Here is a 13,608-nt window from a genome sequence, read left to right on the forward strand (position 1 = left end):
ATGTACAAGAAGAAGCTCATCGAAGTCGCGATCCCACTTGAGGCAATCAACGCTGCCTGCAAACTTGATAAGGACCGGAAGACCGGTACGATCCGCAACCTCCACAAGTGGTTCGCGCCCATGCCTACTCCGGCCCTCCGGGCGCTCATCTTCGCTTCGTTGGTGGATGATCCCGAAGATGACACGGAACGGCTTCGACTCATGGATCTTGTGAGCGCGCTGGTCGGATCTGTCGTTGATACTCCACCAGCCTCAGTGATGGCGGAGGTCACGGCATCCATCAACGATTCGGTGGGATCCGACCCTCCTACAGTGTTGGACCCCTTCTGCGGTGGTGGATCCACGCTTGTCGAAGCTCAGCGACTCGGGCTTCCGAGTCGAGGAAGCGACCTCAACCCCATTCCGGTCCTGATTTCGACGGTACTTACGTCGCTTCCGCCGAGTCTGGTCAATCGGCCTCCGGCCGCCGCGGATTTCCTTGACCCGCAGGCGCTGTGGTCCGGTCTATCGGGATACCTCGCTGACATCGACCACTACGGAAGGCGCGTCTACAACGAGGCCAAAGAACGAATTGGCAATCTCTACCCGCCAGCGCCGAACGGCGACACGACTGTTGCCTGGATCTGGGCGAGGACCGTGCCGAGTCCAGACCCGCGCTTGCAGGGGGCCAGTGTGCCTCTCGTATCCAATTGGTGGCTCTCGAAGAAGGACAGTGAACGAGCCTACGTCGAGCCAGTTATCAATGATGACAACTCGGTTGATTTCATAGTCCGGTCAATCGGAGAACCCCCATCGCCCAGCAAGTCGGCGTGCGTCGTCTCTGGTGCGCCGATCTCGTTCAAGTACCTACGGGAGCAGGGTTCAGCCGGAAACCTCGGAACGACGCTGATCGCGCTTGCTGCAAACGGTCTCGGTGGTCGCACCTACCACTCGCCGAATGATGTGCACCGAAACTCTGCGGCTGAGGCTAAGCCGCTTGATCCGCCGGAACTGATGCTTCCCGACCGAGCAATCGGCTTCAGGGTTCAAGGTTACGGCCTTCGCGAATGGTCAGAGCTCTTTACGAATCGTCAGCTAGTTGCACTTGAGACCTTCGCCGACCTGGTTGCTCAGGTACCCCAGTGGGTGAGGCATGACGGCGGAGACGAAGACCAGGCGCAGGGAATTGCAGCAATACTCGGACTGTGCGTAGGGAAGCTTGCACAGTTCTCCTCGAGCCAATGTCTCTGGAAGATCGATTCCCGAAACGGAACAGGCAAGGCGGAGAGCGCGAAGTTCGGGCGGAATGATGTGCCAATGTCTTGGGACTTCGTGGAGACCAACCCGTTTGGTGGCTCGGTAGGCGACTGGCTGCAGATCATTCAGACCTCCACGCGAGCCCTCGATTGTGTAGAACCGGCAGGGCCCGCATCGCAGGTGGTGCAAGGCGATGCTCGGACGGCGGGAGTGGATCTTGCCGGTCAGTGCCTTGTGGTGACCGATCCTCCCTACTTCTCTGCGATCGGTTACGCGAACCTCTCAGACTACTTCTATCCGTGGATTCGGCGAGCGCTCTCGCAGTGCTTTCCAGATCTGCTTGGAACGTTTGCCACGCCAAAGGGCGGTGAGCTGATCGCTGAGCCGGCACGCCATGAGTCTGAAGCAGATGCGAAGACCTACTTCATCACCGGCTTTACGGAGACCTTCAGAAGCCTGCAGAGCGCAAGCCGTCCTGACCTACCGCTGCTTGTCGTGTACGCATTCAAAGAGCAGGAAGGTAGCGGAGGAGCCAGCGGGGCCGGCGGCTGGGAGGCGATGTTGGAAGCGATCATGAGGTCCGATCTCATGGTCGTTGCCACTTGGCCGGTTCATGGAACTGGCTCCACTCGGATGAGGGGACTTGGAGCGAATGCGCTGGCGACGTACGTGGTGCTGGTCTGTCGGCCAAGACCCGCGGGATCAGGCCAGATCTCGCGCACCCAGTTCCTTTCCGAACTGCGTTCGGAGATCGGAGCATCAGTTAGGGTTCTCCAAGCAGCCGGCATCGCTCCGGTCGATCTTGCCCAAGCTGTGATCGGACCCGGTATGGGTGTCTTCACGCGGTATTCGGCCGTTGTCGCCGCCGATGGCAGCCGTCTGTCTGTCCGGGATGCGCAGATCATCGTGAACTCCGTGTTCGCCGAGGTGATGGGTGAGCAGGAGAGCGACTGGGATGGGGAGACGCGATGGGCTGTAACCTGGTATGAGCAATTCCAGTACACCGTCGGAACCTCCGGTGAGGCGGATGCGTTGGCGAGGGCCAAAGTCACCAGTCTCGATCGTCTCGATCGAGCCGGGATCGTTGAGACCGGGTCGAGCCGTACTCGATTGCTTACGCGCGACGAGTTGCCAGAAAGCTACGACGTAGCGACTGACGCTAATCCCACCTGCTGGGAGGCCGTGCAACACCTGATCAAGGCATTGGAGACTGGTGGTGAAGAGGCTGCTGCGAAGCTTCTCTCGAGTCTCTCAGACGCGGATGCCGCTCGCGAGCTTGCCTATGGCCTCTACCTGATAGCTAACGAGAAGGGAATGGCCAAGGAGGCGGCTGCGATGAACGCGCTCGTTGTCACGTGGCCCGAACTCGCGAGGTTGGCATCCTCGATGGGACTGCCTGAAGATCCTGAAGCTCAGGGGCGCCTACTTTGACCAGAACGGGGTCCCGCAAGCTCATCGAGGCGGCGCTCCCGGTCGAGGCGATGAACCTCGCCGGACGCGCGGAGAAGGCGGTCCCGAAGAAGGGCCTGCCGGCAACGATGCACCTCTGGTGGTCGCGCAAACCCACCGGCCTTGCTCGAGCTGTGCTCTTCGCGTCGGTTGTGGACGATCCGATGTCTCGTCCCGACCTGTGGTCGTCGGAGGAGGAGCGCCACGACCAGCGTCACGCACTCCTTGACCTTGTAGCGGACCTTTCTAGATGGGACTGCCCGGTACATCGGGTGGATGAAGCGCGTCGCCTGATCCGAGAGCAGTGCGGCCCTGAGCTCCCCCAGGTCATCGACCCGTTCTGCGGTGGCGGCGCAATCCCGCTTGAGGCAACCCGACTGGGCCTACCGGCACACGCGATCGACCTGAGTCCAGTGGCTGCGCTCATCACGAAGGGCCTCATCGAGGTGCCGTGTGTGGTCGGCGGTCTTGGCCCGGTCCACCCCAAGACCATCCAGAGACTCGGCAAGGTCGACGGCATGGAAGGGGTCGGAGCGGACATCCAGCGCTACGGCGAACAACTCATCGCGGAGACCGAGCGGCGCATCGGACCTTCGTACCCCGATGTAGCAGCACTCGATGGGTCAAGGACACGTGCGGTCTCGTACCTCTGGGCCCGGGCAGTGACCTGTTCGAACCCGCGGTGTCGAGCAGAACTGCCGCTGCTTTCGACGTGGTGGCTTTCAAAGCGGGCAAAGAACCACTGGCACGTGCGGCCGATCCTCGGCCAAGGACGGATCGACTTCGAGATACGAAAGGGCAGCCCGCCTGACGACCTCAAGGATCTGAAGGTCAGCAGGGGAGCCAACTTCCGTTGCGCTATCTGCGGTGAGGTCACCGAGGCCGACGAGATCCGCTCCCAAGGGCAGTCAGGTCGGTTCGGGCTACGGCTCGTCGCCATTCAGACCTTCGCCGATCCGTCGAAGCCTCGCGGCGGTCGAGCGTGGACCAGCGCAACGCGCGAGCAAGAGGCGGCCGCGCTGGCGGCGTGGCCCGAAGATCGCGAGTTCCCGCTCCCCGGCTTCGAGCTGCCTGCCGTGGCCGGGAACATCCAGAGCTTCGGTGTCCACACGATCGAGGATCTGCTCACTCCGCGCCAGCGGCTTCTCATGGTCACGATGTGCGACGCGCTGGCCGACCTTCGCTCGACAATCGAACTCGACGCGATCGCAGCCGGGATCGCCGCGGATGACACCCCGCTCCGCGATGGCGGACGTGGCGCCCGCGCATACGGCGAAGCGGTGTCGACCTACCTGGGATTGGCGATCTCGCGGATGGCAAACCGCGTATCGACGATGACGATCCACAACCGGGCCAACGGTTCGGTGGAGCAGTCCTTCGTGCAACCCGCGTACGCGTTCTACGGGGACTTCCCGGAGGCGAATCCGTTCTCAGGTTCGACTGGGTCCTGGGACAACTCTCTCGAGCACGTCGCCGCTGCTGCGGCTGCTCTTCCTGTGGGTCCGCGGTCGTCGGTCACCTGTGCGTCGGCGCTCGAGGCGTTACCGGGGATGAAGGGCATCGTCAGCACGGATCCGCCGTACTACGACATGTTCGACTACTCGGCGCTGTCGAACCTCTTCTACCCATGGCTTCGGCTCGCCCTGGGCTCGGTGTGGCCCGATGAGACGGCTTCTCTGCTTGCGCCGGAAGCAGATCAGATCGTGTCGAACGCGGCCCGGTTCGGTGGGGATCGAGTGCAGGCGCACGAGTACTTCGAGTCGCGACTGCGCGACGCGTTCAAGCTGTTCAAGGAAGTGCAGCTCGACGAGTACCCGCTGACGCTGTACTACGGCTACCAGCAAACCGAGCAGCGGCGGAACGGCCGTAGCTCGACCGCCTGGGAGGCTCTACTGGACTCGCTGATCGACAGCGGCTTCAGCATCGTCAGCACCTGGCCGTTGCGAACGGAACGTCCCGAGGGCGTGAAGACTGGTTCGAACGCGCTCGCCTCGTCCATCCTGCTGGTCTGTCGCGAGCGGCCCGCAGCCGCCCCGTCGGTCTCGCGAAAGGACTTCCTGGCGGCACTGCGCAGTTCGCTCCCCAGCGCCCTCGCCACGTTGCGCGAGAGCAACATCGCGCCGGTAGACCTGGCGCAGTCCGCAATTGGCCCTGGGATGGCTGTGTACTCAGCGTTCAGTCGGGTCCTCGAGGCCGATGGATCGACGATGACAGTGCGTACGGCGCTCGAGCATATCAACCGGGTTCTAGACGAGATCGTGTCAGGCACAGAGTCTGAGTTCGACGCAGATACGCGTTGGGCGATCACGTGGTTCGAAGAGGTCGGGCTGGGCGAGGGTGCCTACGGGCAAGCGGAGCAACTGTCCAAGTCCCGGAACACCTCGATCGCCGGTCTCGTGGAGGCGGGAGTCATCGCGCAACGATCTGGGAAGGTTCGGCTCAGCAGCCGGGAGGAGCTCCCCGACGACTGGTCACCGGATCGAGACAGCCGCTTGACGGTGTGGGAGACGGCCCAGCACCTCATCAAACGGCTCGAGTCGGACGGCGAGGAACGGGCCGCGCGCTTGGTCGCGGAGCTCGGTCCGGCAAAGAGCGAGGTTGCCAAGGACCTTGCCTACCGCCTCTTCCTGGTCTGCGACCGGAAGGGATGGGCGAAGGAGGCCGCCTCGTACAACGGGCTCGTCACCTCATGGCCCGAGCTCCAGCGGCTCGCACGCTCGGCCGATGCTCAAGACGAACAGGGTCGGCTGCTGTGACCCATCACTGGCCTGACTTCGCAACCGAAGCGGCGCGCTTCTACGGCGACCACATGAACCGACCGCGGAAGCTCTTCGAGGCGTTCACGGCTAAGGGCAAAGGATCAGGGCGCCGGCCCGGCCCGCGCACCCTGTACTGGCAGACGGTCGTCCTTTCGTCCCTCGCCTCGCTGGAATCCGGTCTCGAAGACTTGGTGTTCGCTGCGCATGGCGCGCGCCAAGCCGCAGCCGGGCATGTCATTGCGAAGGGCGTCAACGCCGTCGACTCGAACCCTCGCAAGTGGCTGGTCGAAGACCGACTGATGGCGCCCGATGCCCGCAAGATCGAAAGGGTGATCTTCACGGACTTCGGCCTCCTTCTGGACGTCCTCCCACCTTCCGCACTGTTCAAGGCCCGCAAGAAGGCCTGGTCGAAGGGCGGATCGGGTCGGGGCACGGAGGTCGCAGGCCCAGTTACATGGCGCGACTTGGCCGACTACCTCGAGACGATGCACTACATCCGAAACGCCGCCGCGCACGGTGATGCCGCGAAGCTCGGCAAGTGCCCGACTAAGGCCAAGGGACTCCTCTGGCTCGAGAAGGAGGACGGCGACTGGAGCGTGCAACAGCCCCACGCGTTGAACTCTCTGCGCGCCACGGTGTCAGCCTTCAACGCGGTGGCTGAAGGATTGTCCGCGAAACTCGGGTTGGCCGCGCCGAAGCTCACGGCCCCCAGCACGATCGACTACCCCGACTGACGAGGAAGCATGGCTCTCACCAACCATCAGCGCGTTGGTCTCGGACTTCAAGAGTTGGCAGCGGGGCTTCGTCCCTACGTCGAGCGAGAGCTCCGCGCAAAGTACGGCGAGGACTGGCTGGCGCGCGGACTCGGGGCTGGACCAGGTGCGGGCGTGAGCCGCGATACCAATCCGGACGACCCGTCGGTGCTGCTCAAGCTCTTGTGGGACAACTGGCGCAACGTCTTCGAGCTGAAGTTGTCGCGGGGAGATCGGAACTACGTCTCGGAGTCGCGAGACATACGGAACCGTTGGGCGCACAACGAGTCCTTCTCCACCGACGACGCACTGCGCGCGCTCGACACGGTTCACCGGGTGCTCCAGGCCGTGTCCGCTGGTGAGCAGGCGATCGAGGTCGATCGCGTGCGTCAGGACCTTCAGCGACTCAAGTTCGAGGAGCAGGCTCGATCGACCCGCCGCAAGGCGGCCTCGAAGTCGCCTACCGAGGGAACCGAGTCATCGACCGGCCTTCCCGGTTGGCGCCAGGTCGCCGAACCTCACGACGATGTCGCTACCGGGCGCTACGAACTGGCGCAGTTCGCCGCCGACCTCCATCAGGTCTGGCGGGGTGATGCTGCCGACGAGTACGGCGACCCTCAGGAGTTCTTCCGGCGGACCTACATCACCGATGGCCTTCGCGAGCTCCTGGTCACGGCGGTGCGCCGGTTCAACGGCGTCGGCGGTGACCCGATCATCAAGCTGCAGACCAATTTCGGCGGCGGGAAGACGCACTCCCTCATCGCCCTCTTCCACCTTGCGTCGGGCCGTCCTGCGACCGAACTCCCCGGGGTCGAGCAGATCCTCACTGCCGCGGAGTTGGGGCTGCCGACGGACCGCGTGAACCGGGCAGTTCTCGTCGGCCAGCAGCTCCAGCCGTCGAGCGTCTCCAAGAAGCCCGGCGGGATCGAGGTTCGTACGATCTGGGGCGAACTGGCCTGGCAGCTCGGCGGTGCCGATGGCTACGAGTTGGTCGCTGACGCTGACAAGGCCGGCGTCAGCCCCGGGGAGGCCCTCACCGACCTATTCCAGATGTTCTCGCCCTGTCTCGTCCTCATCGACGAATGGGTTGCGTATGCGCGCCAGCTCTACGGGGTCCCCGGGCTTCCGGCGGGTTCCTTCGACGCGCAGTTCAGCTTCGCTCAAGCCCTAACGGATGCTGCGCGCAGCGTCCCGTCGGCTTTGGTTGTCGCGACGATCCCCGCCTCGGACATCGAGGTGGGCGGCGAGGGCGGCCGGGCCGCGCTGGAGCGGCTCGAGAACGTCATCGGGCGCATGGAGGCCACCTGGAGGACCGCGTCCACCGAGGAGAGCTTCGAGATCGTCCGTCGCCGGCTGTTCAAGGACCTCTCCCCGGACCAGGCGCGTCAGCGGGATGCCGTGATCCAGGCCTTCATGGAGTTGTACCGAAGCCAGTCCAGCGAGTTCCCGTTCGAGGCGAAGGAAGCGGACTACGAGCGGCGCATGAAGGCCGCCTACCCAATCCACCCTGAGTTGTTCGACCGCCTCTTCGGCGACTGGTCCGAGCTCGAACGCTTCCAGCGAACCCGTGGCGTTCTCCGCCTGATGGCCAAGGTCATTCACACGCTCTTCATGCGCGAAGACTCGCGCCTGCTGATCATGCCGGGATCGATTCCGATCGACGAGGAGGAGGTCGCAAGCGAGCTCACTCGCTACCTCGACCCAGGCTGGACTCCCGTGATCGAGACCGACGTCGACGGGCCCAATTCCCTGCCCTTCAATCTCGACCGTGAGAACTCATCGAGCTTCGGCAAGCTGTCCGCCGCACGCCGAATCGCTCGAACCATCTACTTTGGCTCGGCGCCTTCCCAGCTGGCAGCCACCAAGGGACTCGACGATCGCCAGATCAAGCTCGGCTGCGTGCAACCGGGGGAGCGACCTCCCATCTTCGGTGATGCGCTTCGACGGCTGTCCGACCAAGCCATGTACCTCTACCGAGACGGTGCTCGGTACTGGTATGCCCTCAAGGCGACCGTCACCCGGTTGGCTCAGGATCGCGCGGCGTCGCACTTCGGGGCGGACGACGTCGACGAAGAGATCCGACGCCGTCTCGATGCCGCTCGGACATCAGTCGGTCAGTTCGGACGGGTCCACACGGCCCCCCGTTCGCCGGGCGACGTGCCTGACGAGGACACCGCCCGGTTGGTGATCCTCGGTCCAGAGCACACCTACGACCCCAAGACGGACGGCAGTAGTGCGGTGGGCTTCGCCGGGAAGGTGCTGGAAGACCGTGCAGGTGGCTCCCGGCGTTGTCGAAACATGTTGGTCTTCCTTGCCGCAGATCGGGCCGGCCTCGACGACCTGCGTCAGGCCGTCAAGCAGTGGCTGGCCTGGACCTCGATCGATCACGACCGCGACACCCTCGGTCTCGATGCATTCCAGATCCGCCAGGTCGACGCCAAGGTCAAGGAAACCGACGAGACGGTCAACCTTCGCCTCGCCGGCACCTACCACTGGGTCCTGAATCCAACCCAGGCCATCGACGACCCCACCGGACCTGTTCGCTGGGACATCGTGAAGGTCACCGGCTCGGACGCCCTCGCCGAACGCGTGTCGAAGAAGCTCGTCACCGAGGAGTCGCTCATCCCGGCCTACTCAGGAACTCGACTGCGTCTCGATGTCGACCGTGTGCCGCTGTGGCGTGGCGATCACGTCACGGTCAACCAGCTGTGGGACGACTATTGCCAGTACCTCTACCTGCCCAGGCTCACACGCCGCGAGGTGCTCGAGCGTGCGATCAGCGACGGCGCTGCCTCACTCTCGTGGACCACCGACACGTTCGCCTATGCCGAAACGCACGACGGGTCTCGATACGGCGGCCTGACGGCAGCAGCACAGGTCAGCGCCGTCGCTCCGTCCGGCATGATCGTCAAGCCCGAGTTCGCGCAGCAGCAGCTCGACGCCGAGCAGGGCGGCGGCAGGGGAATGCCGGTCACTGAGGCGGGTGGACCTGCTAACAGCAGAGGTGACAGTGAGTCATCGACCGCCGATGGCGACTCCCGTCCAGAGTTGCCGAGTCGCTACTACGGCCGGATCGCTCTCGACTCGATCCGATGGACACGCCAGGTCGCCGACATCGCGGAATCCATCGTGAATCAGCTGGCCAAGGCCCCGGACGCGAAGCTTCGCATCACCATCGAGGTAGAGGCCGAGTCTGAGATGGGGTTCGCTGAGGGCGCCCAGCGCACCGTGACCGAGAACGCTGCTGTGCTGAAATTCGATACCAGCGAGTTCGAGAGCTAGTAGGTCCAGGATGCCAATGACGGGGGAACAGATCCAGCAGCTTGGTGACCACGGAGCTCAGCGCGCCAAGCGCTGGCTTGAGTCGACATGCCGAGCCGAGGTGAAGTGGAACAACCCTACGAATGGCATCAAGAAGCTGCAGTTCATGAAGGCGGGCGCGCCACCTGGCTCGAATGCCCAGGGTGATCACTTCTCGTTTGACCTGGGAGGAAACTTCCTCGGGGGCGATGCGAATGGCCAGGTCTTCCTCGCGGAGAGCAAGAAGTACGCCGCACCCGCAGACCAGGGAACCGAGTACCGGAAGTTCCTCGCGAAGTGCTACCGGGTGGAGCAGGAGGCCGGGAACTTCTATGACCAGTACCTCTGGATTACCTGGTCACCCTTCCTTGTCAACTCGTGGGACCAGCTACTCACCTCAACGTACGTCCAGTCCTCGATCACTGGGGATGAAGCGTGCAAGTACATCGCTCTGGGTGAGACCGATTACAGCGCCGCGGTCGGCACCGCGGTCTCAGAGAAGTTGCTGATCGTCGTCCTCGCGGATGGCCAGGAGGTTGTCCTTTCGCTGCATGGTGACGAGCTTCTACACGTTCGTAAGGCACTGCTCGAGTTCAGGGGAACGGCGTGAGCCTCCAGTCAGAGATCCTCTCCGGCCTCGATGTCCCCAACTGGGACGAGAGCATCGCGACCGTGAAGCGGACAGTCGCGAACGCTCTGCAGGCGCTCGATCGTGGCATCGAGATCAAGGACACTCGCTACTTCAATCATTCGTTCGTCCCCGACTTCGTTCTCTCGTGGCCGCGTGACCCGGCGCGTCAACGGGATGTGTTCCTCCGGCTGGACAGCAGCACGGCGTTCCTCAATCGGGACCTCGACCTCCTCGGAAGACAAGCGCCGGTGCTGCTTTCGCTGACATCTGAGTGGGCCGACGAGTCCCCTGAACCTCCGGCGGCAGAACCAGCAACTTCAACTCTGGTCACGGAGCCCAGCGCCGTTGAGCGCTTCGGTGAGGCGTCAAAGTCCCCCGACTTCGGTCAGGTGGTGCCAGCCGCTCTCTTGAAGGGCGGCAAGGGGTGGATCGACGAACCAGTAGCCGGCACGGTCGCCTCTGCGGCAACTGCCTTCTTCTCCGGGGCCTCGAACCATGAGGCCGACACTGTCAACCAGGCGGCTCCACTTCTGGCCGAGCATCTCGACGCCGCACAGGCCGGACGGGTGCTCAACCTCGGCCGTGTCGTGTGGGAGGCAACGGGGGGTGAACCCACCCAGTACCCCGTCACCACCGACCTCTCCGGCCTCGACGACACGGCGCTTCGCTTTCTGCTCGAGGAAGGTCCGACTGACAATGCGGCGTTCTGGCGGTCGATCGGCCGGCTTGTTGGGCTCGAGCGACTTGTGAATGTCGGTGTCCGCGGTGGCCCGAACCTCGCGGCGCTCGTGCGATCGAACGCTGACCGGCTGCTTGCGCGGACGCTTCTCGTGAAGCAGACACAACGAACGCTCGAAGATGCCGGACCTGAGTGGGCTGTCGAGTCGGGCGCTCTCGTCCTTCGCGGTTCCGATTTCTTGGCCTACCTGGCGGCACGCCGGGACGACCTGACAGTGGCTGCTGACGAAGCACGCGCGCTGGACCTCGCGACCTTCCGTGACCGGACTGCAGACGAGCAGGTGGAGACCGTGACTGTGGTTGCGGGCGACGGGAAGCGGGTGACGATCGAATCGGAAGACATGTTCGATCCGTCGACCGACGCGGTCCTAGCCTCCGTCGGTGACCTGCCCGGAACGGCAGTCGCGTCGGTCGGGCTGATCGTGTCGGGGAAGCACGTGACTTGCGACTTCACCTCCAGGTCGGCATCCGGTCACACGAACGCTCAGTTCGACATCGTTTCGCTCATCGAACGTTCGCTTCCGATGCTGTGGCCGCTCACGGATGCGCGGGATGCCGCTGAGGTGCGCCTAGTCCGCGACACCGTTTCCCGAGTCGGTCGGACAGCAACCCTGTTCGACGCGCTGGAGCAGCAGGCTGTGACGGAGTCCTAGGAAGCGTGGTCCGATCGCGGCCGTCGACGCCGGGTCGCCGCGGGGGATCAACGACGCTCGGGCTTCTACACTGACATCTACACCGCGGGCTGGGATCCCCTGGTCCGCAGTGGTACGGACTGGCACGTCGAATGCCTCATAACCCGAAGGTCGCAGGTTCAAATCCTGCCCCCGCCACCAATCGAATGTGCTGGTCAGGCCCCACTTTTCGGAGTGGGGCCTGCTGCGTTTCGAGGAGTCGTCTACCGGGTGATCTACCGGCTCGGCGGCGCCCGGCGCTGTGACCTGCGCCTTTCGCTGGTGTGAGCCGGTAGACGTCTACCGGCTGTGGGCGGCGAGGAGGGCGGCGAACTGCCGGGCGGCGGCGGCGCTCATGCCGGGGAGCAGGTGTTGGTAGGTGTGGATGGTGAAGGCGACGTTGGCGTGGCCGAGCCGTTCGCTGACGACCTTGACCGGTACGCCGTCCATGATCAGCAGCGAGGCGTGGGTGTGGCGAAGGTCGTGGAACCTGATGCGGGTGAGGTCAGGCATTCCGCGCTGGAGGCGGTCGAAGAGCTGACTGAGGGACTCGGGGTTGAGGAACCGGCCAGCGGTGTTGAGGAACATCCAGTCGTCCGCGCCGTGCGGCAGGCCCTCGCGGGCGAGACGTCGCCGCCACCGAGCGAGGACGTCGATGGTGGCGTCGTCGAGGTCGATGCAACGTCTGCTGGTGCGGGTCTTGACCGGGAACTCGACGGGCCTACCGGCGATGCTCTGGAGGGTGCGGCTGATCGACAGGCGTTGGTTGGTCCGGTCGAGGTCGGACCACTTGAGCCCGGCGACTTCGCCGCGGCGCATGCCGGTGCAGGCGGTGAGGTGCAGTGCCGGGTGGAGGCGGTGTCGGCGAGCTGAACGCAGGAACGACGCCAGTTCTGCGGCGGTCCAGGACCGTGGGACGGTGCGGGTCGGGCGCTTGTGGCGGGCGTTGGTTGCGTGGGCGACGTTGCCGTCGATGAGCTGGCGGCGCATGGCCAGGTCGAGGGAGGACCGCACGATCACGTGGACCTCGTGCACCGTCTTGGGGGCGAGGCCGGTGCCGTGACGGCCGCCGCTGCTGGCGAGCTGGTCGTAGAGCCCGTCGAGGTGATCGGCGCGGAGGCGTCGGAGGGGGACGTCTCCGATCGAGGGGTTGATGTAGTTGTCGACCATCCACGTGTAGCGGTACGAGGTGGTCGCCCGGACGTGGCGGCGCTTGGTGGGCAGCCAGGTGTCGGTGAGGAACTCCCCGAGGTGGACCGGCCCACCTCGTAGCGGTGCGAAGCCGGCGGCGTCGCGTTCGATGCGGGCGGCCATCGCTTCGGCGTCGTGGCGGTCCCGGCCGGCGGGGTGCCATCGTCGCCGTTCTCTGCCGGTGAGCGGGTCGAGGCCGTCGTAGGCGACGACGTAGAAGCGGTCCTTGCGTTCGATGATGTAGGCCATCGTCGAAGGGTGGCCACTTCGGTGCCAACCCGACGAGCCAGAGGGATGCCCGGAGTGGAGGTCCGCGGCTGGCAGCCGCCGTCACGACACGATCCCGTCGAGCACGCCCACGCCCCACCCGCCGGATCTCTAACGTGCGGACTCCCGCTGCATCCAAGGGCCGTAGGTGCGGGGACTACCGGCCCTCGATGCCTAGTTCGGCGTTGGTGGCCGGGCGCATGACGCCGTCGTCGGCGATCACGATCTCGAGGCCCTTGTCGGCGAACCGGTCGAACAGGTCGGCTACCGATCCGGCGAGTGTGTCGGGGAGGGCGTAGTACTCGTCGAGGATCTGGCGGGCGATGGGGTCGTCGACGACCGAGGCGTCCCAGGTGATCTCGTTGTCGTGCTCGCGGATGTCGAAGTCGAAGAACGCGCAGCACGCCTTCTCGCGGGCGGCGAGGTCTCGGATCTCCGCGGCGAGGCCGTCGCGGAGACTGAACCGGAACCGGATGCCGTTCTCGGTCCGTTCGCGGCCGATCAGATCGTTGCCGAAGAGTCGGCGGTACTCGGCGAGTCGTTCCTCGGTTGTGTCGGGAGCGTCGGTCATGTCACAGACGATCGGGATGGGTTGGCTGGTCATGGTGGTTCCC

General features: G+C 64.5%; 8 protein-coding genes. 6 read left to right on the forward strand and 2 right to left on the reverse strand.

Annotated features, from left to right (window positions below; genetic code table 11):
* The 6 genes from HC251_RS04725 to HC251_RS04750 are packed head-to-tail and all read left to right on the forward strand — an operon-like array spanning position 1 to position 11,518.
* Positions 1 to 2,667 (forward strand): DUF1156 domain-containing protein, encoded by a 2,667-nt coding sequence (locus HC251_RS04725; protein WP_219944157.1) that lies wholly within the window; start codon positions 1 to 3, stop codon positions 2,665 to 2,667.
* On the forward strand, positions 2,664 to 5,441 hold the full coding sequence (locus tag HC251_RS04730) for a DUF1156 domain-containing protein (RefSeq protein ID WP_255566597.1): 2,778 nt from the start codon (positions 2,664 to 2,666) through the stop codon (positions 5,439 to 5,441). The genes HC251_RS04725 and HC251_RS04730 overlap by 4 nt, the downstream gene beginning before the upstream one ends.
* On the forward strand, positions 5,438 to 6,178 hold the full coding sequence (locus HC251_RS04735; protein ID WP_219944159.1) for a hypothetical protein: 741 nt from the start codon (positions 5,438 to 5,440) through the stop codon (positions 6,176 to 6,178). Before HC251_RS04730 ends, HC251_RS04735 begins: the two co-directional genes overlap by 4 nt.
* Before the next feature lie 9 nt (positions 6,179 to 6,187).
* Entirely contained in the window at positions 6,188 to 9,478 is a 3,291-nt protein-coding gene (locus tag HC251_RS04740; RefSeq protein WP_219944160.1) for a Swt1 family HEPN domain-containing protein, read from the forward strand.
* A gap of 16 nt (positions 9,479 to 9,494) precedes the next feature.
* Entirely contained in the window at positions 9,495 to 10,106 is a 612-nt protein-coding gene (locus HC251_RS04745; RefSeq protein ID WP_219944161.1) for a hypothetical protein, read from the forward strand.
* Positions 10,103 to 11,518, forward strand: a complete 1,416-nt coding sequence (locus HC251_RS04750) for a hypothetical protein (RefSeq protein ID WP_219944162.1) — start codon at positions 10,103 to 10,105, stop codon at positions 11,516 to 11,518. Before HC251_RS04745 ends, HC251_RS04750 begins: the two co-directional genes overlap by 4 nt.
* Before the next feature lie 318 nt (positions 11,519 to 11,836).
* Here HC251_RS04750 and HC251_RS04755 read toward each other — a convergent pair whose 3' ends face one another.
* Together HC251_RS04755 and HC251_RS04760 are read right to left on the reverse strand one after the other, a co-directional pair.
* On the reverse strand, positions 11,837 to 12,976 hold the full coding sequence (locus HC251_RS04755) for a site-specific integrase (RefSeq protein WP_219944163.1): 1,140 nt from the start codon (positions 12,974 to 12,976) through the stop codon (positions 11,837 to 11,839).
* A 175-nt stretch (positions 12,977 to 13,151) separates the two neighbouring features.
* Positions 13,152 to 13,565 carry a hypothetical protein gene (locus tag HC251_RS04760; protein ID WP_219944164.1) on the reverse strand — a complete coding sequence of 138 codons (414 nt, stop codon included), beginning with the start codon at positions 13,563 to 13,565 and terminating at the stop codon, positions 13,152 to 13,154.
* Positions 13,566 to 13,608 lie beyond the last annotated feature (43 nt).

It is taken from the genome of Iamia sp. SCSIO 61187 (assembly GCF_019443745.1).
Classification (GTDB): domain Bacteria; phylum Actinomycetota; class Acidimicrobiia; order Acidimicrobiales; family Iamiaceae; genus Iamia.

What these genes read in the sequence shown, in the direction of transcription:
- HC251_RS04725 (WP_219944157.1), top strand. Translation starts at nt 1, where the DNA reads ATGTACAAGAAGAAGCTCATCGAAGTCGCGATCCCACTTGAGGCAATC.
- HC251_RS04740 (WP_219944160.1), top strand. Translation starts at nt 6,188, where the DNA reads ATGGCTCTCACCAACCATCAGCGCGTTGGTCTCGGACTTCAAGAGTTG.
- HC251_RS04745 (WP_219944161.1), top strand. Translation starts at nt 9,495, where the DNA reads ATGACGGGGGAACAGATCCAGCAGCTTGGTGACCACGGAGCTCAGCGC.
- HC251_RS04755 (WP_219944163.1), bottom strand. Translation starts at nt 12,976, where the DNA reads ATGGCCTACATCATCGAACGCAAGGACCGCTTCTACGTCGTCGCCTAC.
- HC251_RS04760 (WP_219944164.1), bottom strand. Translation starts at nt 13,565, where the DNA reads ATGACCGACGCTCCCGACACAACCGAGGAACGACTCGCCGAGTACCGC.